Origin of the sequence: Thalassotalea piscium (assembly GCF_030295935.1) — a bacterium.
GTDB classification, from domain to species: domain Bacteria; phylum Pseudomonadota; class Gammaproteobacteria; order Enterobacterales; family Alteromonadaceae; genus Thalassotalea_B; species Thalassotalea_B piscium.
In genome coordinates this window covers 2,631,179-2,653,442 of sequence record NZ_AP027362.1, presented here as the reverse complement: position 1 = coordinate 2,653,442, position 22,264 = coordinate 2,631,179, and the positions used below count along the sequence as shown (strand labels likewise).

27 protein-coding genes are annotated in these 22,264 nt (G+C 36.8%); 20 read left to right on the top strand and 7 right to left on the bottom strand.

Translation table 11 applies throughout. The features are described 5' to 3' along the window. Positions 1-204: 204 nt before the first annotated feature. The 3 genes from QUD79_RS11660 to QUD79_RS11650 all read left to right on the top strand — a co-directional run bounded on the left by QUD79_RS11660 (position 205) and on the right by QUD79_RS11650 (position 2,295). Positions 205-381, top strand: a complete 177-nt coding sequence (locus QUD79_RS11660; RefSeq protein WP_184425830.1) for a DUF2986 domain-containing protein — start codon at positions 205-207, stop codon at positions 379-381. Between the two features lie 321 nt (positions 382-702). After that, the gene (locus tag QUD79_RS11655; RefSeq protein WP_184425828.1) at positions 703-1,344 is read left to right on the top strand and encodes a LiaF domain-containing protein; all 642 of its coding nucleotides are present in this window, start codon (positions 703-705) and stop codon (positions 1,342-1,344) included. Positions 1,345-1,407: 63 nt separating this feature from the next. Further along, entirely contained in the window at positions 1,408-2,295 is an 888-nt protein-coding gene (locus QUD79_RS11650) for an alpha/beta fold hydrolase (RefSeq protein WP_184425826.1), read from the top strand. Between the two features lie 32 nt (positions 2,296-2,327). Here QUD79_RS11650 and QUD79_RS11645 read toward each other — a convergent pair whose 3' ends face one another. Next, complete coding sequence (locus tag QUD79_RS11645; RefSeq protein WP_184425824.1) at positions 2,328-2,762, bottom strand: hypothetical protein; 435 nt, start codon at positions 2,760-2,762, stop codon at positions 2,328-2,330. A gap of 128 nt (positions 2,763-2,890) precedes the next feature. Between QUD79_RS11645 and QUD79_RS11640 the strand changes: the two genes are divergently transcribed. After that, positions 2,891-3,556: a substrate-binding periplasmic protein gene (locus QUD79_RS11640; protein ID WP_184425822.1), complete on the top strand. Its 666-nt coding sequence runs from the start codon at positions 2,891-2,893 to the stop codon at positions 3,554-3,556. 74 nt (positions 3,557-3,630) lie between these two features. Here QUD79_RS11640 and QUD79_RS11635 read toward each other — a convergent pair whose 3' ends face one another. Next, positions 3,631-4,449 (bottom strand): choice-of-anchor H family protein, encoded by an 819-nt coding sequence (locus QUD79_RS11635; protein WP_184425820.1) that lies wholly within the window; start codon positions 4,447-4,449, stop codon positions 3,631-3,633. Between the two features lie 219 nt (positions 4,450-4,668). Here QUD79_RS11635 and QUD79_RS11630 point away from each other — a divergent pair, with 219 nt between their 5' ends. The 5 genes from QUD79_RS11630 (at position 4,669) to QUD79_RS11610 (ending at position 8,930) form a co-directional block, all read left to right on the top strand. Beyond that, positions 4,669-4,956 (top strand): PepSY domain-containing protein, encoded by a 288-nt coding sequence (locus QUD79_RS11630; RefSeq protein WP_184425819.1) that lies wholly within the window; start codon positions 4,669-4,671, stop codon positions 4,954-4,956. Between the two features lie 3 nt (positions 4,957-4,959). Continuing rightward, the gene (locus QUD79_RS11625) at positions 4,960-5,634 is read left to right on the top strand and encodes a response regulator transcription factor (RefSeq protein ID WP_184425817.1); all 675 of its coding nucleotides are present in this window, start codon (positions 4,960-4,962) and stop codon (positions 5,632-5,634) included. Position 5,635: 1 nt separating this feature from the next. Then, positions 5,636-6,985 carry an ATP-binding protein gene (locus tag QUD79_RS11620; RefSeq protein WP_343043987.1) on the top strand — a complete coding sequence of 450 codons (1,350 nt, stop codon included), beginning with the start codon at positions 5,636-5,638 and terminating at the stop codon, positions 6,983-6,985. A 112-nt stretch (positions 6,986-7,097) separates the two neighbouring features. Then, positions 7,098-8,414 (top strand): DUF3300 domain-containing protein, encoded by a 1,317-nt coding sequence (locus QUD79_RS11615; protein WP_184425815.1) that lies wholly within the window; start codon positions 7,098-7,100, stop codon positions 8,412-8,414. Positions 8,415-8,498: 84 nt separating this feature from the next. Then, entirely contained in the window at positions 8,499-8,930 is a 432-nt protein-coding gene (locus QUD79_RS11610) for an acyl-CoA thioesterase (protein ID WP_184425813.1), read from the top strand. Positions 8,931-8,996: 66 nt separating this feature from the next. Here QUD79_RS11610 and QUD79_RS11605 read toward each other — a convergent pair whose 3' ends face one another. Both QUD79_RS11605 and QUD79_RS11600 read right to left on the bottom strand, forming a co-directional pair. Beyond that, positions 8,997-9,515: a putative 4-hydroxy-4-methyl-2-oxoglutarate aldolase gene (locus QUD79_RS11605; RefSeq protein WP_184425811.1), complete on the bottom strand. Its 519-nt coding sequence runs from the start codon at positions 9,513-9,515 to the stop codon at positions 8,997-8,999. A 156-nt stretch (positions 9,516-9,671) separates the two neighbouring features. Next, complete coding sequence (locus QUD79_RS11600; protein ID WP_184425809.1) at positions 9,672-10,814, bottom strand: cytochrome P450; 1,143 nt, start codon at positions 10,812-10,814, stop codon at positions 9,672-9,674. Between the two features lie 290 nt (positions 10,815-11,104). Between QUD79_RS11600 and htpX the strand changes: the two genes are divergently transcribed. Further along, the gene (gene htpX, locus QUD79_RS11595) at positions 11,105-11,983 is read left to right on the top strand and encodes a protease HtpX (protein WP_184425807.1); all 879 of its coding nucleotides are present in this window, start codon (positions 11,105-11,107) and stop codon (positions 11,981-11,983) included. 148 nt (positions 11,984-12,131) lie between these two features. Here the strand turns inward: htpX and QUD79_RS11590 are convergent, their stop codons facing one another. From QUD79_RS11590 to QUD79_RS11580, 3 genes are all read right to left on the bottom strand, one after another. Then, positions 12,132-13,022: an alpha/beta hydrolase family protein gene (locus QUD79_RS11590; protein ID WP_184425805.1), complete on the bottom strand. Its 891-nt coding sequence runs from the start codon at positions 13,020-13,022 to the stop codon at positions 12,132-12,134. 49 nt (positions 13,023-13,071) lie between these two features. Continuing rightward, positions 13,072-13,386, bottom strand: a complete 315-nt coding sequence (locus QUD79_RS11585; RefSeq protein ID WP_184425803.1) for a hypothetical protein — start codon at positions 13,384-13,386, stop codon at positions 13,072-13,074. Positions 13,387-13,561: 175 nt separating this feature from the next. Beyond that, the gene (locus QUD79_RS11580) at positions 13,562-14,467 is read right to left on the bottom strand and encodes a mechanosensitive ion channel family protein (protein ID WP_184425801.1); all 906 of its coding nucleotides are present in this window, start codon (positions 14,465-14,467) and stop codon (positions 13,562-13,564) included. 492 nt (positions 14,468-14,959) lie between these two features. Between QUD79_RS11580 and QUD79_RS11575 the strand changes: the two genes are divergently transcribed. From QUD79_RS11575 to rpoS, 10 genes are all read left to right on the top strand, one after another. Further along, on the top strand, positions 14,960-15,580 hold the full coding sequence (locus QUD79_RS11575) for a hypothetical protein (RefSeq protein WP_184425799.1): 621 nt from the start codon (positions 14,960-14,962) through the stop codon (positions 15,578-15,580). A gap of 93 nt (positions 15,581-15,673) precedes the next feature. Beyond that, a complete protein-coding gene (gene ftsB, locus QUD79_RS11570; protein WP_184425797.1) occupies positions 15,674-15,958 on the top strand; it encodes a cell division protein FtsB in 285 nt (94 codons plus the stop codon). Positions 15,959-15,961: 3 nt separating this feature from the next. After that, entirely contained in the window at positions 15,962-16,693 is a 732-nt protein-coding gene (gene ispD / locus QUD79_RS11565) for a 2-C-methyl-D-erythritol 4-phosphate cytidylyltransferase (RefSeq protein WP_343043986.1), read from the top strand. Position 16,694: 1 nt separating this feature from the next. Next, positions 16,695-17,207, top strand: a complete 513-nt coding sequence (gene ispF, locus QUD79_RS11560; RefSeq protein ID WP_184425795.1) for a 2-C-methyl-D-erythritol 2,4-cyclodiphosphate synthase — start codon at positions 16,695-16,697, stop codon at positions 17,205-17,207. Then, positions 17,208-18,278: a tRNA pseudouridine(13) synthase TruD gene (truD, locus tag QUD79_RS11555; protein WP_184425793.1), complete on the top strand. Its 1,071-nt coding sequence runs from the start codon at positions 17,208-17,210 to the stop codon at positions 18,276-18,278. Further along, a complete protein-coding gene (gene surE / locus QUD79_RS11550; protein WP_184425791.1) occupies positions 18,275-19,027 on the top strand; it encodes a 5'/3'-nucleotidase SurE in 753 nt (250 codons plus the stop codon). The genes truD and surE overlap by 4 nt, the downstream gene beginning before the upstream one ends. Before the next feature lie 10 nt (positions 19,028-19,037). Next, positions 19,038-19,700, top strand: a complete 663-nt coding sequence (locus QUD79_RS11545) for a protein-L-isoaspartate(D-aspartate) O-methyltransferase (protein ID WP_184425789.1) — start codon at positions 19,038-19,040, stop codon at positions 19,698-19,700. Beyond that, a complete protein-coding gene (locus tag QUD79_RS11540; RefSeq protein ID WP_184425787.1) occupies positions 19,697-20,278 on the top strand; it encodes a YqaA family protein in 582 nt (193 codons plus the stop codon). Before QUD79_RS11545 ends, QUD79_RS11540 begins: the two co-directional genes overlap by 4 nt. A 30-nt stretch (positions 20,279-20,308) precedes the next feature. Beyond that, entirely contained in the window at positions 20,309-21,142 is an 834-nt protein-coding gene (locus QUD79_RS11535; RefSeq protein WP_221435253.1) for a peptidoglycan DD-metalloendopeptidase family protein, read from the top strand. Positions 21,143-21,227: 85 nt separating this feature from the next. Further along, positions 21,228-22,151, top strand: a complete 924-nt coding sequence (gene rpoS / locus QUD79_RS11530; protein ID WP_184425785.1) for an RNA polymerase sigma factor RpoS — start codon at positions 21,228-21,230, stop codon at positions 22,149-22,151. Positions 22,152-22,264: the final 113 nt, after the last annotated feature.

Here is a 22,264-nt window from a genome sequence, read left to right as displayed (position 1 = left end):
GCCTTTAATAAACAATTACCCGCTTTTACGATGAATTAACGATAAATTATGTTAAACCTGAAGTAATTGCTGAAGATTAAATTTTTTAAATACCTATTTTTAGCACATCTGTTATTAAAATTGTGGCTGAGTAAATAAGCTAGTTAATTATCAGCCGTATTTTGATAAAATAACCAAATATTACCTTAAGAGAAGGTTTAGAAAATGAACCGCAAGAAAAAAATTAACGAAACGTTAAAAAAACGTGCTAAAAAAGCTAATGCTAAATTACAGCAATCAAATAAACCTAAATATGTAAATAAAGCAGAAAGAGCACGCTTAGAAAGCTTATCTCAGTTTGAAAGTACTGAACAAAATACTGACATAAATACCACAGAATAACCAATTTAACATGGTTTAGTTGAGGCAGAGCGAGAACTATAGTGCGCCTATATAAATAAGTTGCAGCAAAAAGTAAGTCATTTTTAGGTAACGTAAATTACAGACGTTTACTATTGCACAAATCTCAAATGACTAACTACAAAATAAGTAGCAAAGCTTCCTCTAAAGTGGTTTAAAAAACTAATATGTTGTGTTTTTAACAAAGAAATGAAGTGGTAGTTTTGCTTGAAAATAATCAAGTTATTGATAAATAACAGTTTTAATTGTGGTTTAATTGTTGCTAAATAACATTCACTATTTCAAATAATAACAAGGATACTTATGCCTGTAGTCATTGAAGACAGACCTATAGAAAATGTTCGTGAAGAAGTCATTGATCAACTTATTATGAATTACAGTCATGGTAAATTATCTTATGAAGCGTTTGAGCGTCGATTAGACACTGCGATGGCCAGTAATAGCAATGTAGAGATAGCAGCATTAGCTGAAGATTTAGATCTAGCGGTAGACCCAGCATATGTTGAAAGTAAGCGTCGTGAGCTTTCAACTCAATATGCTGTTGGAGATACAAAAGATGTTGATTACATGGTGAACATTTTTGGTGGTAGTAACCGAAGTGGACGATGGACCGTTGCTAAAGAAATACGCTCTATCAGTATTTTTGGCGGTTCAGATATAGACTTTACTGACGCGCAGTTTGGTCAAAAAGAAATAACGATGAAAGTGTTGTGTCTTTTTGGCGGCGATAATATTTATGTACCAGAAAACGTGAATGTTGTGTCTAAAGCTTTTTGTATTTTTGGTGGCGTTGATAATAAAGCACCTTGTATTGCAGATAGAAACTCACCAACCATTATTATTGAAGGTTTTGCTATTTTTGGTGGTATAGACATTAAAGTAAAACGCACTATTAAAGAAAAGTTTGTCGCTTTTGCCGATAATATGAAAAATATGTTTAATTAGCGTTTGTTGATCTTTAATTGATTTATCGTTAATGTTATCTGGTCTGACCAACTAGAGCCTACCATGAATCAAAACTCATTATATATTAAAGAGAACGAGCATCAATTACACCTTCGTCATATTTGGAGTACGCCTAACGGCGTTCCAGTTTTAATGCTCCATGGCACCATTGAAAATGGAAAAATATTTTATACAGAATCTGGTAAGGGGCTAGCGTGCTATTTAGCTGAACAAGGTTTTGATGTTTATGTTGCAGACTTTCGTGGCAAAGGCAAAAGTACGCCCCCTATTCATGAGAATGCTCAACACGGTCAATTTGAAATAATCACTAAAGATATTCCGTTACTTATTGACGAAGTCGTAAAAAGAAATAGTAAAAAAATGCATGTTATTTGTCACTCTTGGGGCGGTGTTTTATTTGCTAGTACGTTAGCTCGTTTCCCTGAAAAGTTAGCCCATATTGCAAGTAATGTCTGTTTTGGTACTAAACGTAGCGTGCTGACCTCAGGCTTTGAAAAAACACTTAAAGTGAATTTAATATGGAATAGCTTAGCGCCTAAACTTGCTAAAAGAAAAGGCTATATCGACGCTAAAAAGCTGAGATTCGGCGCTGATAGCGAAACATTATTATTTTTAAAAGACAGTATTGATTGGGTTAAACCAGGTAAATGGCAAGATCGTAACGACGGTTTTAGTTATCAAGAAGCCGCGAAAAATATTAGCTGGCCGCCTACGTGGCATATAACAGGAGTTAGCGACAAAGTGCTTGGTAATGTTAAAGATGTACAAGCCTTTATTGATGAGTCTTATAATAACGAAGCTAAATTAAGCTTACTATCAAAGGAAAGTGGCAACGCACTTAATTACGATCATATTAATATTTTAACGCATCCGCTAAGCATTGATGATCACTTTCCTGAGGTGGTTAACTGGTTAAAAAGTCATTCATAATAATCAATTAGCCATTAAGTAAGCTTGCCTATTTAATGATCAAGCCAGTGGTTATTTTTAGCTTTATTGGCTAACCAAATTAGAAAAACGGCTATTACTATAACTACTGAAGGCATTATTAAAACAGAATTGCCATAAATCTTGATAGTATTTGTAAACAAGAATGAATATGTATCTTGAATAATAATACCGACAAGGGAAGAAATAAGAAGCGGTAAAGCCAATGGTTTTCTAAGTAGGAGCGCAATACTGCCCAATAAACCAGCAAAAACAGCAATAGCAAAAGCGATTGTTACCCACACAGGTATATTTTGATAGAGCTCTTGCTCTGCAGCTGGGAGCGTGGCTATTGCTTCAGGGCTCATCATTACATGTCCAGAGAAGGCAATAACGCCCATAATATTCCATATAACGGCAATTATGGCGACTGTTTTGTACCAAGAAGGAATAGCTGTATTATTATTCATTGTAAATTCCTATTCGTTGTATTAATTATGAGTGGTATATAATATTAAATAACATAACGACACAATAAGTGATGATATTAGCATTATAGAATAAGTATACTATGGATATTGTTATCAAGGAGTCAATAATGCACAAGCTGTTTTTTGTTTTAATGTTAGGGGGGATTAGCTCTATTTGTAACGCCAGTGATGAGATTAAATTAATGGCTTATGATATCCCTTCTATTTTACAAAAAGACAAGCAAGGTGAGTACGACCTACTAATAGCAAAGGTTAAAGCGCTGAAAAAACAAAATTGGAAATATGAAATTGCACCCCCAGGTAGAGTTGATCAAATGTTTGAAAGCAAACTTATTGATTGTATTCTTCCTTACGATAAAGCGTTTTACTATAACAAAAACACTCTAAACTCCGCGCCATTAAATAAAGCCACCGCTCGAATATACACATTAGATAAAAAACTCGTAAAGTTGAGTGACCTTAAAGGAAAAAGGGTTGGAGCGAGAACAGGCATGCTATATGGCCCATTGTTTAATGCCGCTAACCTAGATTTGCACTATGTTAGCCGTATTGAGCAAAATATTGATAAACTGCTATCGAAGCGTATAGATGCCTTTGTGGCATGGTCTCCAGACGTTGAAGCCATTTTGCAAAGTAAAAAGGTTTCATTAATACGCAGTGAGCCTTTTATTATTCATAATGAAGCGTTTTTATGCCACGACACAGCAAAGGCGCGAGTGTTTATTAAAGTTTTTAATGACGGTTTAGCAAAAGCACAAAGTGAAAAACAATAATAATTTTAGCTTAATAGGCGTACTCAGATAACTCACTGGATTAGTACACCTATATTTCTAATCAATAATGTATTTTAGCTAGGATCAGCTTTTTTACGTAGTAACAAGACTATAAATAGTAATATTAATAGAGCCAATGAATAACTGCCTCCGCGTTCTTCAACGATAATATATTTAGGATCGTAATCACTACTTTCTAATGGTAGCGCATATAAATCGTTAGTATTATCACTGCTATAACTTGCAACAATATCAGTGTAACCCACCTCATAAAGGTCAATTAATACATCGTATTGGTCAGTTGGGTAGCCTTGCTCTAGTGTTGTATAAACCTCGTAAGTATCTTCTTCGCTTTCACCATAAAGAATAAACTCTTCGGTTGTATAATAATGAATCCAAGGGCCGCCATTCTTACTTAAATAAAGCTCTGCATAAACGGCAAATTGATTGTCATAACTGGTTGTTGCTGCATCAGCATCAAACGTTACACTGAATGTTTGGTAATAACCATCTTCATCAAAGTCTTCTATTAACTGTGAGTATCCCTGATAAATTGAAAAGCTATAGTAATGAACACTTCTGGCTGATATTGACTTGTTAGCTATAGTTTTACTGGTTGGCGATAGTGGTTTATTAAGTTGAGTATTAGCCTGCATTAACTTCTTTTGTTGGTGCTCAGAGCGGGGCAAATACTGGGTTTTTAATAGGCTTTTATCACTTTTTAAGCCGTTAATATTCTTTTTTATCAGGCCAAGTAACTCATCTTTTGATTGCTGGTTCTTTACTTGTTCAACTGAAAAACTACTTGGCCCCTGTGCAGAGTAACTACTATTACTGATAAGTAAAATAATGCTATAGGTAATAAGCGTTAATAATTGTGCAATTGTTTTCATGGCTAAATCCTTATATGAATAACTTGCAGCTATTAAAACCTAATAAAACTGAACTAAAGCTGAACACTTATTTCCAACCATTTTTTAATAAAAAGAGTGTTCAGCTTTAATTCACATTAAAAATGGTAGTATTTATTACGATCTTAGTTTATTTGGGGGTTGTGATCTCTTACACTGAGAACAACACTCAGTTGTGGTTTAACTAATTAGGTACTTAAAATGAAATCAACGATAGGAATTATTAGTTTAATGTTTGTAGGTAGCTTACAAATTGCTATCGCGGCTGATTTTGGGCAAACCACCATAAATTCACAAGCAGAACAAAAAAGTAATAAAACAGTAAAAAACTCTCGGCAAGCAGCTAGTGTGGTTAAAAAGCAATACGGCGGTAAAGTGCTAAGAGTGAATAAACAAAAATCAGACTATAAGGTTAAAATTTTAAAGCCAAACGGTCATGTAATATCTAAAAAAGTAGATGCTAAAACAGGAAAAATTAAAAAGGATTAAGATATGCGTTTGTTACTGGTTGAAGACGATATTACTTTGCAACAACAGTTATATCGGCAGTTAACCGAGCTTAATTATTCTGTTGATGTGGCTGACAATGGTGAAATAGCATTATTTCAAGGGCTTGAACATAATTATGACGCCGCGGTAATTGATTTAGGCTTACCTAAAATTGATGGCAGTACTGTTATCAAAAAATTAAGAGAGCAACATCGCGTTTATCCCATTCTAATTTTAACAGCAAGAGACAGTTGGCAGAATAAAGTGGAAGGCTTAGATGCCGGAGCTGATGACTATTTAACCAAACCCTTTCATGTTGAAGAGTTAATTGCCCGTTTAAATGCCTTAATAAGAAGAAGTGCAGGGCAAGCGAGTACGGTTATTAGTAATGGACCCTTTTCTTTGAACACCGCTACCGCTGAAGTGATGGTTAATCAACAGCCTGTTAGTCTGAGCGCACACGAGTTTAAAATATTTAAATATATGATGTTGCATATAGGCGAAGTTACTTCAAAAACAACATTAACAGAGCATATTTATGATCAAGATTTTGACTTAGACTCTAATGTAATTGAAGTTTTTATCAGGCGTTTACGCAAAAAACTAGATGCTGATAATAAGTTAAACTTTATTGAAACATTACGTGGTCAAGGCTACCGTTTAGTTAGGTTTGAATAACTTGAAGCTAGTATTTAATTTATTTGCACACTCATTAAAAGCGCGCTTGTTTTTAAGCTTAATTATAATGGTTGTTGTTGTGCTACCTAGTATCGGAATGATCATTACCAATGCCTATGAAAAGCATATGGTTAATAGCGTAGAAAACGAGCTTAGCGCTTATATATATTCAATTTTAGCCGTAGCCGAGGTTGAGCAGTTAACGCTATTAATGCCAGAAGTATTGGCTGAAAATCAATTTAATGTCAGTCAGTCTGGTTTATATGCCGTAATTAGTGCGATAAAAACACCAATATCTGATGAGTTATGGCATTCACAATCATTATTAACGGTAGAGCTGACCGACTATAACCCACGACTTAACGTCGGTAAAAGCGCATTTACTACAATTGATATTAACCAATCACCGCATTTTATTTACAGTTATGCGGTTAGCTTTGGTGATGACGAGCAAGCCTTCCCTTTTACATTACACATTATTAAAGAAAAAGTTGAGTTTCTTTTATTGATGGCAGAATTTAAACAGCAGTTGTTCTTTGGTTTAGTTATATTGATAGGATTAATATTAATCATTCAATTTATTTGGCTTCACTGGACCTTAAGGCCATTGCTTGTGCTTGAAAAAGAAATTAAGGCAATAGAGCAAGGAAAAATAGCGAAACTTGCTGCTATTTACCCGCAAGAACTAGTTGAAGTTACTACACAATTAAATAGCTTGTTAGCAACCGAGCAACAGCAGCGTAAACGTTATCGTAATGCTCTTTCAGACTTAGCGCATAGCTTAAAAACACCTTTAGCCGTATTACAGGCTGAACCGTCACTTTCTGCTCAAAGCCAAGAGCAAATTAATCGTATTAATTTTACTATTGAACACCAATTGAAACGTGCTCAAAGCGCTGGACATTCATCATGGTTATTGGGAATTAATATCAAAACAGTTGTTGATAAGTTGGTCACAAGCTTAAAGAAGATATATACAGATAAACCAATTAATTTAATAGCCAACATAGAAGCAGGCGTACTTTTTAAAGGTGATGAAGCTGATTTGTTAGAGCTACTAGGTAACTTACTAGATAATGCCTATAAAGCAGCAAAACATACCATTAAATTAACGGTTAATAAGCAGAAAAATAGTGTCACTATAATCGTAGAGGATGATGGGATTGGCATAAATGAACAGCTAAAGAAAACAATTTTTGACCGCGGTGTAAGAGCTGACACCTATCAGCAAGGTCATGGTGTTGGTTTAGCTATTGTGAGAGACTTAGTTCAAAGCTACAACGCTAGCCTTGATATTAGCCAAAGTGAAACACTAAAAGGGGCAAAGTTTACCCTGATATTTTCTAATTAATCTTTATTTACAATCATCGTCTTCAAAAACACACGTTCAGCTTTAATTCAGTTTACCTCGCGTACATTACACCTTAGTAAATATAAATTATTAAGTTAAACAAGGTGAACGTATGAATACTCTTCTACAGAAAGTTAACTTTAATCAGCTGCTGATATCAATAATGTTGTTGATGCTCAGCATTACTGTATATGCAACGGAAGACCAGGATGTTGAATTTTCAGAAGCCGAACTAGCGCAAATGCTTGCGCCAGTTGCATTATACCCTGACTCGTTATTAACCCATATTTTAATTGCTTCAACTTATCCGCTTGAGGTGGTTGAGGCTGAACGCTGGCTGGCTAAAAATGAGTCGTTAACTAAAGAGCAAATCATTAATGCAAGTGAAGATTTGTCATGGGATGCCAGTGTCAAAGCGCTACTGCCATTTCCATCAATATTGCAAAAGCTGAGTGAAGATTTAGCTTGGATGCAAAATCTTGGTGATGCTTTTTTGCAAGATGAAGAAAACGTACTCGCTACTATCCAGATACTACGTCAGCAAGCGGATGAAGCTGGAAATTTAGCTAAAATGGATAATGTTCGAGTTGTCAAAGAAAAAACAACTATTATCATAGAGCCGGCCGAGGCTAAAGTTATTTACGTTCCTTACTATGATACTCGCACTGTTTATGGCAGCTGGCGCTGGACTCATTTTCCTCCTGTTTACTGGCACACGTCACGCTATTATAGTCACCATAGAGGACCTTTCTATTGGAATACTGGCGTACATATCGGTTTTGATTTCTTTTTTACTGGCGTTCACTGGCACAACCGACACGTGATAGTTGATTATTCTTCTCCTCGTAGGTATTACCCCAGAAAACGCATTTCAACAAGTCATCATGCAAAACGCTGGCACCATAAGCCTGTTCATAGAAAAGGTGTGGCATATAAAAGTAATCATTTAAAGCGAAAATATTCGAGTAGTCGGCCTGTTACGGTATCTACAAGAACAAGGGTAAATACCAACAATAAAGTTACAACTAACCGCACGTTGAGAAAGGAGAAACAAAGAGTGCATAAAAACGTAACTACTGTTGAACCCCGTCATAAGGAGTTTAGGCAAAAGCTTAAAGAACGCACTTCGATCAAAACAGCAAATGCTGAGCATCGAGTTAAGCAAGGAAGGCCTATTCGCCATGCTCAGCGAGACACTAAGCAGCAGATTCGCTCAACAGATAAAGCAGTAACACATACGCGCAATACCTATCGTTCACCTGCGTATTCAACGAGTCAAACGCCAAAAACAGTGACAAGAAATGAAGTAAAAGAGAGAAAAACGTTTAGTAAACCTAAGGCGGACATGCCTCCTAGGCAGAGAGTGAGACAAGATAACCATAAAACTCAACGTGTTAGAGAACAAAGACGAGAACGAATAAAGGAGTAACTCTTTCTACGCTAATAGGATAAACCGTAGCATATTGATTTTTTTACGTTATAATTTAGAAATTATTAAGTATTGAGGATCAATATGCGCTTTTTAACTCGTCGTTTAGTACTTCCAAGTGATTTAAATTATGGTGATTCTTTATTTGGTGGCCGTGTATTACAGTGGATTGATGAAGAGGCGGCAATTTATACCATTTGCCAACTAGAAACCAATTACATTGTTACTAAGCATATTGGAGAGATAAGTTTTGAATCACCCGCGTTAAAAGGCGACGTAATTGAGTTTGGCTTGGAAACTAAAAAAGTCGGTAAAACATCAATTACCATTAGTTGCTTGGTGCGTAATAAAGCCACTAAAAAAACTATCTGCTTTGCTGACGAGATTGTATTTGTACAGATTGACCCTCAAACGAGAAAGCCTGTAGCTCACGGAAAAACACTTGAAATATTAGCAAAAGAAACGGCAAAAGAAATAGAGCAATTACAACTTGATAAGCCCCATCGCAACAAATAATTTTTTATAAATCTTTTATACGTATGGATATTATGTTTTGTTTGTATGCAATTTGTATTCGAAAGTTCAGCACTCCCTAGGTAATGAAAGTTGTTCATTAGCAATGAGGACACCATTCTCGTCTGCGTAAACCCAGTTGTTAGGATGAATTGAAACACCAGCAATAGTTATAGGTATATTAAAATCACCTAAACCACGCTTCTGGGTTTTTAATGGTGTAGCACCTAATGCTTTAACGCCAATGTTAAGTGAATTAATGGTAGCCACATCTCGAATAAAACCATTAATAATAACACCCTCCCAATTGTTTTTGATCGCGCTTTTTGCAATTAAATCACCGAGCAACGCTTTTCTAGTTAAACCACCACCATTGACAATTAATACTTTTCCAGCGCCGTCTTGCGCAAGCGTTGATTTGACTAAAGAGTTATCTTCAAAGCATTCAATGGTAACAACCTGACCATAAAACACTTTGATTTTGCCATAATGGTTGAACTGCTGAGCAAGTACTTGCACTTCATCGGGGTATTGATCGCATAAATCTGGTAGTAAATCTAAGGGCTCTTGTGTTTGATCGTTTAACATATGTATCTCGGTAAAAATAAAGTGATAATATAGTTTGGAGCGCTAAAGCGCTTTTGTCACTTTTTTACTGTATATAGCGATTATTGATGTCAAGAATGGCGCGATTGTTTTTATTGAAAGTACGTTACAGATCCGCTTTATACAAAGGTAGTTGAATTATAATGTCAGAATAATCGGCACTCGATGGTAGCCACCAACAGGAAAAACTTCGCGCTCAGGTAATTCGTTAGGTGCTAACGTAATACTACCAACCGAATTAACTAGTGCTTGCACTGCTATTCTTAATTGCCAAGTTGCTAATGTACGACCAGGACACACATGCTTACCAATACCGTAAACTAAATTGTTATTGGCATTGGTTTTAGGATCAAACTGGTTGTTATTAAATACGCTTTCATCTCGATTAGCTGAAGTCCAATTGAGTTTAACTTTAGCGCCTTTAGGTATGTGATGGCCAGCAAAATTGACCGGGCAGGTGGTCACTCTTCTGTTAGCTACAAAAGGATTATCAATACGCAGTATTTCGTCAATAATATCTTCAACTTCTTTATCTGGCGCTTGACGAATTGTTGCTATAAGTGCTGGTACGGTGGCAAGATGAGCGATAATTACACCTACGCATAAAGCGATAGAGCCAAGATCACCCCCTGTCCAATTTCGCAATATTGAAATTATCTCTTCTTGCGTTAATGCTTTTCCATTAATAGTTTCACGGCAAAGCTGAGTGGTAATATCGTCAGCTACATTATCTGACGCACATTTATTGGTAATGATAGTGCGTACTATATTATTAAATTTATCAGCAACATTTGCGGTTAACTTGTGCTCGCCTGAACGTGTTGCAGCGTGGTTTTCTTTCATCCACTCTAGCAATACGGGTTCTAATTCATCGGGCCAACCTAACCACTGACACTGTGCACGAACAGCAAATACTGCACCAATGTCATTAACTGCATCTAGCACAGTATTATTGGGAAGCCCAGTAAAAAGCGCGTTAGCGACTTGTTCAAATACTGGTAAATAAGGTGATAGTGCTTCTTTAGTTAAATAGCGATCAATAATTTTACGATAGCGGGTATGTTGCTCTCCATCTAATCCATTGGGAACTTGCAAAAAACGAGAAACATTGCTTGAAAAAACCTCATGGTCTAAAGCGGCATTTGTTACATCTGCATGCCTTAATAGCACCCACTCGCCTGCGGTATTTTTGACTACTCGGTGCTTGGCGCGTAATTTATCGGTGTAAGCTCTAATATCGCGCCCAACGGGAGAAGCATGATGAGGAGTTTCAATTGTCATAGCAGCCCTTAATAATATAATAAGTATATAAAAAAAGCGTTAAAAGAGTTGTATTATAAATAAAAAATAAAGTAATAACAATTGGTTAGGTAGGGTTTTGTTATTGATCTGCATCAATGAAAGGCACATTAACACTCGCCTCGCCTCAACTCAATTGGTCTTTATTATCTTTCAGTATCTGCTAACGTCTATAAAAGAGACCCAGAGCGTTAAAAAATATCTCGTTCTTACTTGTTTTATCATAAATGAGACATATTATGTCTTTAGGTAATTACTGTGGATTTTTAATAATGCAAAGAGTCGTTTTATTTTTACTGACAAACCTAGCAATAATGCTAGTTCTGAGTGTGACCTTAAGTATTGCAATGTCTGTATTTGGCATTGACAGACAAGGATTTGGCGGGCTTTTATTGCTTGCAAGTGTTTTTGGTTTCGGTGGCGCTTTTATATCGTTACTGATGTCAAAATGGATGGCTAAACGATCAGTGGGTGCATATGTAATTGAACACCCTAAAAACGCGACTGAAATATGGTTAGTTGAAACCGTAAAACGCTATTCCGAGAGAGCCGGTATTGGTATGCCAGAGGTAGCGCTTTATCAATCGCCAGATATGAATGCTTTTGCTACAGGTGCTAATAAAAATAATGCACTAGTAGCCATAAGCACTGGTTTATTAGAAAACATGAGTCAAGCAGAAGCAGAAGCGGTTATTGGCCATGAAATAAGCCATATTGCTAACGGAGACATGGTAACGTTAACGCTTATTCAAGGCGTTGTGAATACCTTTGTAATATTCTTAGCGCGGTTAATTGCTGGCGTTATTGATAATGCAACAAGAGGTAATAATAACCAAGGCGGGTTGGGAGGCATTGCATACTTTGGTGTAGTTATTGTTTTAGAAATTATCTTAGGAGTTCTAGCAAGTATTATTGTTGCTTGGTTTTCAAGAAAACGAGAGTTTACTGCCGATAGTGGTGGTGCGACTTTAGCAGGCAAGGCGGCAATGATAGGTGCATTAGAAAAACTAAAGTATAGCCAAGAAAGTCAACTTGAAGGTTCAATGATGGCATTTGGTATTAATAACAAATCTAAATTTAAAAGCCTTTTTGCAAGCCATCCTCCGCTTGAAGAGCGAATTGAAGCGCTACGGCATACATCTCAACGTTAATATTGTGTATTACACCAACCTCACTAATTATGTGATCATTTTTACTGCGTTTAAAGTTGATCACTTAATTAATGAAACTGGTATTAATAGCAGTAGCGCCTTTAGCGATGCTCTTCTATTTAAGCCACTTAAAGTGCGATAAAGTTTTTTATTTTTTAGCCGTGTTGCTTGACTGCTGTTCTAGCCACTCCAATGCATGCGGCCATAACACTTTAGATTTTTTGCTAAAAAACTTCATATGGCCTATTTCGTCTAATCCATAATCGTTTGCATTAAAGGTTAAGGTTTTCGCATTTGCATTTAATTGACCAAATACCGAAAGCATATCTTTAACGTTAGCATCGTTTGCTATTTCATCATCAGTGGAGTTAACCCAAAGTGAGGGCAGGGAAATTTTATCGTATAAGTGGTGGTTGACAGTTTTTCCAAATGCCACCTTCACATAACCTTGGCCATTACACCAATCTCTCCATTGTTTGGCTACATTTTTAGGTAGAGGCTCACCCATACCTATCCATTGCGACTTTGTATGCCCAAACAAGACGTTACTTAACGGAATGAAAAGGTTCATAAATATATTAGCTTTCAAACGGTAGGAGCTACTCATATTGTTAAGCTGTCCAGAAGAGCTCGCGAAGTTAAATATTGAACTTAACTCTAAAGCGTTGTGCATTAAGCCTACTAGTTGTCCACCAGCACTATGACCAATTAAATGATAGTTGGTATTGGGAAAGCTTTTTTGCAATTGAGTTAAAACTGCTGGCATATCTTGCTCTCCCCAGCACTGCAGAGAAACTTTACTATTGTTAATGTCTCCAACTAAAGACTCGGCAATACCCCTGTTGTCAAAACGAATAACACCATAGCCATTGCTTGAAAGATAGTTAGAGAAGTTTGCATAAAATTGTCTTTTAATACCTGTAGCTGGGGCTATTAATATAGCGCCTTTAATGTGGGAAGTAGGAGAGTGAATAGTCGCTGCAATGTACTCACCATCAGCACATTTTATTTTAATATCGCTGCTGATTGTTTTATCCATAATTATATTATTAAGTGGATTTCGCATAATAAAAGGTTAAGTAACGACTTTATTCAGTATGAACGATTGGAATTCTATTTGCTTCTCGGCGCAGTACCTGTATTGCCTTTTTAGTAGACACTTGGTAAAGACCACCATAGGTGAGTTGACTTTTTAAGCTATGCTCAATATTTTCGATAACCGATGGTGCATTTTCACACCGTATTTTAAAAACCAACTCAAATTGCGTTAATGGACTGCTATTACTCGAAAGGGCATTAATGAATTCGTGTTTATTTTGGTGACTAACAGACAATTTAACTACATCGCTGAACAATTTATGCTTCAACAAATAAATCTTATTATCAGGCAACTCAATCTCCATTGTTTTCACTACCTTAATCTTAACTTTAGAGGCTAATGTCTTCCATGTTTCTATGGTAGTACATAAAGAATTATTGTAAACAAATAAAATAAACAAAAATTGGAGATATCAACCGATAGATAATATCTCTTCACATTACATGTTTATCGTGAGTTTACCTTAAAAAGAGTAGGCTTTATGGCGACGTGATCATATGCACATCGCGTTGTGGAAATGGTATTTCAATATTATTTTGCTGAAAAGCCAAGTAAATTGCTTTATAAGCTTTATACTTTGAATCGTATAAGTTCAGCGTAGGAGTCCAAATTCTAAGGCCTATGTTAATTGAGCTATCGGCAAACTCATCAATACCGATTTGAGGCTTACGAATACCGCTTGTAATATCGAGCTTTGCAATAACTTCTTCTAGTAAAGTGATAACTTCCACAGGGTTTTCTTTATAAGCAATTCCCACATTCAGCTCCAGCAAAGAGTCATTTTTAGAGTTATGTAATACTTCACCCACTATGTGTTTGTTAGGAATTGTAATTTTAACGTCATCCTCATCTATTATAATGGTATAGGCGAGTAATACTTCTTTTACTAACCCTGTTACTCCTTGAACTGTTATTGTGTCACCCACCACAAAAGGACGAATTATAATAATATTAAAACCAGCGGCATAATTGGCTAATAAGCCTTGAAGGGCTAAACCAGCGCCCAGTGAAATAGCACCAATAGCAGCGATAAATGGCGTTACACTTATCCCTAATTTATTAAGTGACACAATAGTAATCATTACTACAATCAGCATTTTACTCGTATTAGCTAGAAAATGACTTAAGGTAATATCAAGCTTGTGCTTTTGGCATACCTTAAGGACAGAGTTTCCTATTTTGCCTGCTAGCATATAGCCAATAGCAAAAATGATAAATGCGCCAATTAGCTGAAAAGTATAGTTAGCAAAAAAATCGACAATTATCGTGTAAATTCGACTCATTTGATCGATTTCATCTTTTAATAAATTAACCGGCTCTAATGTGCTTACTGTACTGGTTGTGTCAGTTGATTCTGTACCACTGTAAGAATGAAATATTGTCATGCTAGTTTCCATTATTCTCTTTATTACTTTACTTGTTGATATGAAAAAATACCTACTGATAAAATTTTAATTTTATTAGGGGGTGTTGATCTTTACTGTACATTTTTGCAGCGATTTATTTGGCGTTTATACAAAGCTGAACTTATGTAATGGGGTTGTTCCCCATAAATAAGTGAAAACGTCGTAGAAAAACCAAAGAGGCGCTGTCCTACCGATACGTTTAAACATGATTTACTTTTCGTTGCCTACACGGAAGTAGGTACTTAGCGTGAGCAGGACGCGGAAGCTGTCTAGCTCATTTATGTAGAATAATTACACTTTACTCGCTACGGCTCAATTAAATCATGTTTAATTCGTACGAAATTTGTACTCGAAAGTTCAACATGCCCTAGTATAACGACATTTAATATTTATTGATGTTTTATCTTTTGAGAACAATAAAGTATGCTTAAAGCTTAAGCGATTATTACCTTTAAAGTATTCAATTATTTAATGACAGAGCAAGTTTCATTTTGGCAAGAACAAGAGCAGTTACCTGAGTTAGCTGAGCTTTGTTGTGCGCTTTATGAAAGAGAGTTAAAGGCAATTTCAAGTATCGATAATGCGGCATTAGCGTCACTCCAAGGGCGTATTAAAAGTTTACCTTACTATGTTAAACGCACCGCATACCTAATGGCTCAATGCCGTTCACCACTTTCATTAGATCTTCATAATGCCACTTGGTCTGCTAAACAGCTGGGCAAAATGCCGATAACAGGGCAAGATAGTCTAACAGTTAATAATTGGTATTTAACAATAACCTTAACACCTGGGTTAGTGGTGCCAATTGCACTTCAAACACATATAGTATTAGATTCAATCGATAGAATAGATCATGAGAAAAAACGTTTGCGTACTAATTCGCATGGTTGGTTTGACTTATCGTTAATGGAAGAAAGCAAGTCTATACCTAGGTTGTTAAAACCAAATAAACGCGTAATGACCGCCGCTTGCACTGGTCATGCGTGGTTAAATGATAATAAAACCAACCCTATTATTCCTTCCTTAAGAGAGTTACTGCTCTCTTGTACCATTGATTGGCGTAATTTCAAGCGAGCAATCCCCTTTATTTAATTTAATTGCTATTAATTTACCTCAAGTGTTTACAGTGACACAGACACTCTTATAATAAGCTAAATATCAAATGGTTCTGGTTGTCTATTTCTCATGCGCATGCTCACTAGTATCTTGCTAGTATTTTTTCTCTTATTACAATACCGACTTTGGTTCGGTAAAAATAGTGTGCCTGACTATTTAGCGCTAGAGAATGAAGTTACACGTCAACAAATTGATAATGAAAAATTAAAACAACGTAATAAACTCCTTTATGCAGACACTGACGATCTTAAATCTGGTTTAGATGCAATTGAAGAGCGGGCGCGCAACGAGTTAGGAATGATAAAAGCTGGCGAAACTTTTTTTCGTATAATTCCTAATAAGCAAGAGCAATAGTTTGTGAGTAAAAGTAAAACTAACCTAATGCCAGAAATAAATAGTAAGTTAGCTGTTATTGTTCCCGCTGCGGGAATAGGCAAGCGCATGCAAGCGTTACAACCTAAACAATACTTAATTATTGAACAACAGACTGTTTTAGAACATACAATAGAGCGGTTATTATCTCACCCCAAAATTGCTAAAATAGTGATAGTAATAAGCAAGGGCGATAACTATTTTGCAACAACCGCTCTGCCTAATTTAGCAAGGGTTAGCACGGTTTTTGGTGGAAAAGAGCGAGTTGACTCGGTACGCGCAGGATTAAAATCGATAAACACGGAAGAATTTCCCTGGGTGTTAGTGCACGATGCGGCTAGACCTTGTGTTAGTCATGAGGATATTTCAGCATTAATTAACAAATGCACCACTGCAAATACCGGAGGGTTACTAGCCACACCTATTCGCGACACCATTAAGCGGTCAAATGATCTTGGTTTAGTGACAGAAACGGTTGACCGACAGCAATTATGGCATGCATTAACGCCACAAATGTACCCAACAACAATACTGTTAAAAGCGATAGAAACAGCCTTAACTGATAACATAACCATTACTGATGAAGCTTCTGCAATAGAATATGCAGGAGGCGAGAGTATTTTAGTTGAAGGTAGTGATGAAAACTTAAAAATAACACGGCCAGATGACCTTCATTTAGCTGAATTTATTTTAACCAAACAACAATTAAGGAATTAATGTGCGAATAGGTCATGGCTTTGATGTCCATAAATTTGGTGGTAACGGGCCAATTGTTTTAGCGGGTGAGTCAATTCCATATGAACAAGGTTTTATTGCACATTCAGATGGAGATGTAGCTATTCATGCTTTGTGTGATGCCATTTTAGGTGCATTGGCAATGGGTGATATTGGTAATCACTTTCCTGATACTGACGATAGCTATAAAAATATATCGAGCCGAATTTTACTTCGCCATGTGGTTAGTTTAATGCAAAAACAAGGTTATGAATTAGGCAATGCAGACTTAACTATAGTCGCTCAAGCACCTAAAATTTCGCCTTATTTACTGGCCATGCGTACACACCTTTCTCAAGATTTAGCCTGTGATATTAGTCAAGTAAACGTAAAAGCAACAACAACTGAAAAGCTGGGTTATGTAGGTCAAAAAGAAGGAATTGCCACACATAGCGTTGTACTGCTAGTGAAGAGTGACAGTGCGCTGTGTAGCAGCATGAAAAGTGAGGGAGTATAAGTGATTTCCTCACTTGCATACCTTTACGGTATACCTGAAGCAACGGGTGATCTACGTACCAAAATGTCTGACTTTGTTGTATTAGAGCAGTTACCTTTCACGCCTAGTGGTAACGGTGAACATTTATTAATAAAGCTTCGAAAAACAGGGTTGAACACCGTATTTGTTGCTAGACAATTAGCCAAATATTTTGCTGTAAAAGAGTCTATGGTTACCTACGCAGGGCTTAAAGATCGTTTTGCTGTAACCGAACAATGGTTTGGTGTACATATACCTGGTAAGGCGGTTGATGATTTATCTGAATTTAAGCTAGAAGGCATCGAAGTACTTGAATATGCTCGCCACGAGAAAAAGCTTCGTATTGGGGCGCTTACAGGTAATCGTTTTGAAATTATCTTACGTTCAGTTACGAATGTTGATGATTTAATACGCCGTTGGTATGCGGCTGTCGAACATGGTGTGCCAAACTATTATGGTGAGCAACGTTTTGGTATTAATGGCGGCAATATTGAAAAAGCTAAAGCATTGTTTAGTGGTGCAAAAGTTAAAGATAGAAAAAAACGTAGTATTTACCTCTCAGCCGCTCGCTCCTACTTGTTTAATCACTTAGTGAGTGAGCGTATTAAAGCAGAACAGTTCGACGTGTTAAATGTTGGTGATGTCATGATGTTAGCGGGCACACAATCCATATTCCATTTAGATGAAGTAGATGATATTGCAAAGCAACGCTTTATTGAAAAGGATATCGACTTAACGGCTTGCTTGTGGGGCTCAGGTGAAACAAAAGCAACCGGTGTTACCGCTAAGCAAGAATATGGGTTAATAGAAGAGTTTCCAGAAATTTGTCATGGCTTAATTAAGTTTGGTTTAAAGCAAGAGCGGCGTCGTATTAGGCTTTCGTTAAATGAGGCAGAAATATCATTTGATAAGCAAAACGCTAACGAGCATGTCGTAAAGTTAAAATTCTTCTTACCTTCAGGCTGTTTTGCTACCACTATATTGCGAGAAATACTTAACTACCAAGACTTAACCGAGCGGGAATTTGAGCATAAAATAGAGAACAAAGAATGAATATATTATTGAGCAATGATGACGGTGTAAACGCATTAGGTATTAAAGTGTTGTACCAAGCGCTAAGTCAATTTGCGAATGTTACTGTGGTCGCACCTGATAGAAATTGCAGTGGTGCGAGTAATTCACTTACCTTATTAAACCCACTTCGTGCAGAAACACTTGAAAATGGTTTTATTTCCGTAAATGGCACACCAACAGATGCAGTACACCTTGCAATTAGCCAACTAATTAAACCATTACCAGACTTAGTCGTTGCCGGTATCAATAAGGGGGCTAATTTAGGTGATGATACGCTTTACTCAGGTACTGTTGCTGCCGCTACTGAAGGTCGACACATGGGCATGCCAGCAGTGGCCGTATCGTTAGCAGGAAAAGATGAATTACATTATGAAACTGCGGCATCAGTTACCGCCAGTTTTATAAAACACTTAGTTAAACACCCATTGCCGGCCGATCAAATTATTAATATTAATGTACCTGATATTCCGCTGTCTGAGTTAAAAGGCATTAAAGTCACGCGTTTAGGGCACCGTCACCAAGCTGAAACAATGAAGCGTATGCTTGACCCTTGGAATAGAGATATTTATTGGTATGGCTCGTTAGGGCTAGAATTAGATGCTGGTGAAGGTACAGACTTTCACGCTGTTAGTAATGGTTATGCCTCAGTAACCCCTTTAACTGTTGATATGACTGCCTATAAAAGTATCGAGTCTATGTCGCAATGGATCAATCAATTAACGTTATGAGAGTTGTAAAATGAATGCCAGATTAATTAGTAGTATTGGCGGAAAATCAAGTCGAAGTGGCGAGCTTCTCGCACAAAAATTAAAAGCTGAAGGCATTGTAAATACTCAAGTTTTACAGGCTATAGCGAGAAGCCCTCGACACATTTTTGTACCAGAAATTTTAGCGCATAAAGCCTATGACAATACCGCATTGCCAATAGGGCAGGGGCAGACCATTTCTCAGCCCTATATTGTGGCAAAAATGTCGGAGTTATTGATTGCCGATGGTATACCTGACAGTATTTTAGAAATAGGCACCGGTTCGGGTTATCAAACATCTATTTTAGCTCAACTCACTGAAAAGGTTTTTTCAGTTGAGCGCATTAAGTCATTGCAATGGCAAGCTAAGCGTAAACTCAGAAGTATCGACTTGCATAATATTGCAATGAAACATGGCGATGGTTGGCAAGGGTGGAGCAGCAAAGGGCCTTTTCAAGCAATTATTGTAACCGCAGCGGCTGTATCAGTTCCACAAGCACTTCTTGAGCAGTTAACTGATGGTGGTCGACTAGTGATTCCTGTAGGCGGTCAAACCCAAATATTAAAAATTATTACACGCGCTGGCAATGAATATATTGAAAAGCAAATAGAAGCTGTAAAATTTGTGCCCTTAGTACCCGGAGACTTATTGTGAAGATATTTTCTTCACTCTATGAGTGGACGCTTAAATGGGCAAAACATAAGTTTGCGCCAGTAATTTTAGCGGTGTTAACCTTTGCTGAGTCAGTGTTTTTTCCTATTCCACCAGACGTTTTACTTGCACCTATGGTATTGGCAAATAGAAAAAAAGCGTGGTTTTATGCATCGTTAACTACTGTTTCATCAGTTATAGGCGGGGTTGTTGGTTATTATTTAGGTTTTTGGATGTTTGAACCTTTGATCCAGCCATTAATTACTGAATTTGGTTATCAAGAGCGTTTTAATACTGCAATTAGTTGGTTTGAACAATGGGGTGTTTGGGTTGTGTTTTTAGCAGGATTCTCTCCCATTCCTTATAAGCTATTTACCGTTAGTGCAGGGTTTTTACATATGCTCTTTTGGCCGTTCTTGCTTGCATCTGCAGTAGGTCGCGGGCTACGTTTCTTTCTAGTGGCGGGTATTATTTATTACGGTGGAGAAACGATGGAACAAAAACTACGTCAGTGGATAGATACAATCGGCTGGGTAATTGTGGTATTAATTGTTATCGCTTATTTTTTGTTAAGTAATTAATCTGACTATTAAGGACTAAAGTACTTTATTTTGCGTAATATTCAATACCACCATATTGTTTTTTCACTATTGATTTTTTTGCTTTCAGCTTGTTCGAGCAGGCAATCACCTGCTCCCGTGGTTGAAGTTCAAGGCCATGTCCCTTTATATAAACGGGTTAAAAGCAGTATTAGTACTACAGAATACATTGTAAAAAAAGGTGAAACGCTATATTCAATTGCGTGGCGAGCAGACATAGATATACGCGATTTGGCCCAATTGAATGATCTTGCCCCCCCTTATCGAATTTTTCCAAATCAAAAGTTATATTTAGCTAAAAATAGCCGCAAGCCTAGTGATAGTAACACTTCCACCAAAAGTACGAAAAACGTTCAAACTAAGGTGGTAAAAAAACCAGTTGCCACTTCCAAAAAGCAAGCGTATGGTAGTAATACAAGACGGGAAAAATCAAGTATAAATGAACCGTTGAGTCAGGGGACATTTTCACAGAAAATCAGTCAGTGGAAATGGCCAAATGAAGGCCGGATAATTTCATTATTTTCTTCTAAAAAACAAGGGAATAAGGGAATTGACATCGCAGGTAACAAAGGCGATTTAATCAGGGCTGCAGCTGACGGTAAAGTTGTTTATGCTGGGGATGTTTTACGAGGATATGGTCGATTAATTATTGTTAAACACAACGATGATTACTTAAGTGCTTATGCACATAACGACAGTATTTTGGTTAAGGAACAGCAAACCGTTAAAGCAGGCGAGATTATTGCCAAAATGGGTGACACAGAAGCGAAAAGAGTCATGCTTCATTTTGAAGTTCGCTTTCGTGGAAAATCTGTAAATCCATTAAAGTATCTGCCGAGAAGATAATAAACAATAAATAAAATTGGAGTTAGTGTGAATATTTAAATAGTACCTAGAGCATAGGCTTTGCTAAATTGATGGGAGATATAGCATGAGCATAAAAAAAGAATTAAATGAATGTGCGGACGTTAATGTTGCCGTTGAAACTAAAACCAATAAAATTGTGGATGATACGCCATCTAATTTAGATGCAACACAATTGTATTTAGGTGAGATTGGGATATCACCTTTGTTAACTGCTGAAGAAGAAGTCTACTTTTCTCGCCTTTCTTTAAAAGGTGACGAACCCTCTCGCAAGCGTATGATAGAAAGTAATTTACGCTTAGTTGTTAAAATTGCACGTCGATATAACAATCGTGGCTTACCCTTATTAGATTTGATCGAGGAAGGTAATTTAGGTTTGATCCGTGCAGTGGAAAAATTTGATCCTGAACGAGGTTTTAGGTTCTCTACCTATGCTACATGGTGGATACGTCAAACAATAGAACGTGCCATTATGAATCAAACCCGTACTATTCGATTACCTATACATGTAGTTAAAGAACTTAATATCTATCTAAGAACAGCACGAGAGTTAATTCAAAAACTTGATCACGAGCCTACAGCTGAAGATATTGCACAGGAACTAGATGTACCCGTTGCTAATGTGACTAAAATGTTACGCTTGAACGAACGCATGTCTTCTGTTGATACACCCTTTGGAGGAGAGTCTGACAAGGTATTACTCGATGTTATTCCTGACGAAAAAGGCAGTAACCCTGAGCAAAGCCTCCAAGACGCTGATATTAAAAATAATATCGTACATTGGCTTAATGAACTTAACTCAAAACAACGTGAAGTATTAGCAAGACGATTTGGCTTATTAGGCTACGAAGCTGCTACATTGGAAGACGTTGGTGTTGAAATTGGTTTAACCCGTGAACGCGTAAGACAAATACAAGTAGAAGCTTTAAAGCGACTACGTGATATTTTAAGTCAACAAGATTTGTCTATCGAGGCATTGTTCCAAGCGTAAGTATAGCTAAATAGTATTTTTGTGAATAAACCAGCGATATCGCTGGTTTTTTAATGCCTGAAATTAATACTTTTTATTTGACTGTAATTCCTGCGTATAAAGTTGATCACCTA